Source organism: Pseudoduganella buxea, assembly GCF_009720835.1.
Lineage (GTDB): Bacteria > Pseudomonadota > Gammaproteobacteria > Burkholderiales > Burkholderiaceae_D > Rugamonas > Rugamonas buxea.
This window is the reverse complement of record NZ_WNKZ01000201.1, coordinates 1-1818: the sequence shown is the minus strand read 5'-3', so window position 1 is coordinate 1818 and position 1818 is coordinate 1. Positions and strand designations below refer to the sequence as shown.

At 68.2% G+C, this 1818-nt stretch carries 3 protein-coding genes and 1 pseudogene; all 4 read right to left on the bottom strand.

The genetic code is table 11. From position 1 onward, the window contains the following. Positions 1 to 748: type II secretion system protein (locus GM672_RS27540; RefSeq protein ID WP_155473678.1), on the bottom strand; the 748-nt coding region annotated here is incomplete at its 3' end. Further along, positions 714 to 1112 (bottom strand): type II secretion system protein, encoded by a 399-nt coding sequence (locus GM672_RS27535; protein ID WP_155473677.1) that lies wholly within the window; start codon positions 1110 to 1112, stop codon positions 714 to 716. The genes GM672_RS27540 and GM672_RS27535, both read right to left, overlap by 35 nt. Then, a complete protein-coding gene (locus tag GM672_RS27530; RefSeq protein ID WP_155473676.1) occupies positions 1106 to 1594 on the bottom strand; it encodes a type II secretion system protein in 489 nt (162 codons plus the stop codon). The genes GM672_RS27535 and GM672_RS27530 overlap by 7 nt, the downstream gene beginning before the upstream one ends. Beyond that, positions 1591 to 1818, bottom strand: a pseudogene (locus GM672_RS28585) (hypothetical protein); the annotation flags it as partial. The gene GM672_RS27530 and the pseudogene GM672_RS28585, both read right to left, overlap by 4 nt.

Genomic DNA, 1818 nt, shown 5'->3' with positions numbered 1-1818 from the left:
GCCGCGCGGGCTGCTGCACAGGCGGCGCGCCCGGCCGATCCGGCGTCGCCGGCAAATTCGTGGGTGTGCCGGTCGGCGGCGAGCCAGCCGGCTGGTTCGTGCCCTGCCCGCCCGCGCCCGTCATGGGCGTGCCCGTCACGGGACTGCCTGTCATGGGCGTGCCCGGTTGTGGCGTACCCTGGCCCGGCTTGACCTGGCCCGGCGGCGGCGCTTCCTGGCCGTTGAAGGTGAACACCCAGTCGGACAGCTTCTGCTTGCCTTCGAAGGCCTGGAACCGGGCGGGGAAGTTGCTCACCTTGATCGGCTGGGCCGTCGACAGGCTGTGGATGCCCAGCACGCCCACCTTGTCGCCCATGTAGATGACGCCCCAGTCGGCCGAGCCCGTCATGGGGTCGACGAAGATCTTGCGCAGGTGCCGCCGCACACCCGGGAACCGGGGGTCCTTCAGCAGTTCCTTCATCGTCGGGGGTTGTTGCGGCTGGCCGGCCGGCGTGGCGGCGGCATAGCTCTTCAGTGCTTCGCTGTACTGCTCGCCGATATACAGCAGCTCGCGCTCGGCGGCAGCGCGCTGCATCGTGGCGCCCAGGCGCAAGGTGGTGGCCGTGACGAGGCCGATGATGGCGACGAGGATGATGACGCTGACATAGGTAAACCCACGGGCGGCACGGGGCAGCCGGCGCCGCGCGCCCCTGCCCGCCCCGACACGGCACGCATCACCACTCCGAATACGGCCTGCCGCTGCGGTCATTGCCCGGTGCTCCACTCTTGATGTCGGCCACGCCGCCCTTGCCCGGGTCTTCCGGCGGCAGCAGCTGCCAGCTGTCGTTGCGCTCCGTGATGGGGTCGACGGGCAGCGCACGCAGGTACTTCTTTTCCACCAGCTGCTCCAGCGAGTCCGGGTAGCGGCCCGTGTCGCCATAGAACTGGTCGATGACGCCGCGCGTGTTGCGCAGGTTGTCGGCCAGGATGGTTTCCTTCGTCTTGTCGACGCTGGGGAAGTAGCGCGGCACGGCCAGGGTCAGCAGCAGCGCGATAATGCCCAGCACCACCAGCAGCTCGATCAAGGTGAAGCCCCGCTGCGGCTTGTGCCCGCCGTTCATCATGTTCACCATTTGCGGTACGGTATGCCGTTCAGGCCTACCTTGTCGGAAGTCGAATACACGTCGAACACATCTTCCCCTTCGCGCGGGTCGTCCGCCTCGCTGGCATAGCTGCGCTTGCCCCAGGTCTGCGCCCCCGTCAGCTCGCTGTCGTTGTTGAACGGATCGCGCGGCACCCGGCGCAGGAAAAAGATCTTGGCCCGCTTCGGGTTGCGCAGGTCCGGGACGCCTTCGACCAGCTGTTCCAGGCTTTTCGGGTAGCCGTTGCTGCCGATGGTCTTGGCGATGCGGCCATCGTCATAGGCCTGCTTATGCTCGTCCAGCGCCTTGCGGATCAGGTGCAGCGACGTGCGCAGCTCCTGTTCGCTGCGGCGCTGGATCGTCACCTGGGCGGCGGGGATCGCAAGCGAGCCCAACAGGCCAAGGATGGCCAGCGTAACGAGCAGCTCGATCAGCGTGAAACCGCGCCGGCGCGTTTGGACTACCGTGTTCATTGCCGGGTCGGCGGCGCCGGTTGCGGTTGCTGATTCTGCTGATTCTGCAGGTTCTGCTGGTTCAGCTGGTTCGGCTGCGGCGAAGGCTGCGTGGCCGGCTGCTCGACCGCGGCCGGCACGGCCGGCTGCGTAACACTGGTGGCCGGGCCCGGCTGCGAGCTCGACAGCGGCACATTGGCCGGCGTGCCCGTCTCCTGCGGCGTGGGCGGCGCCGGCGTCGTGCC

Coding starts and splice junctions, on each gene's coding strand:
- GM672_RS27530 (WP_155473676.1), bottom strand. CDS start 1,594: ATGAACACGGTAGTCCAAACGCGCCGGCGCGGTTTCACGCTGATCGAG.
- GM672_RS27535 (WP_155473677.1), bottom strand. CDS start 1,112: ATGGTGAACATGATGAACGGCGGGCACAAGCCGCAGCGGGGCTTCACC.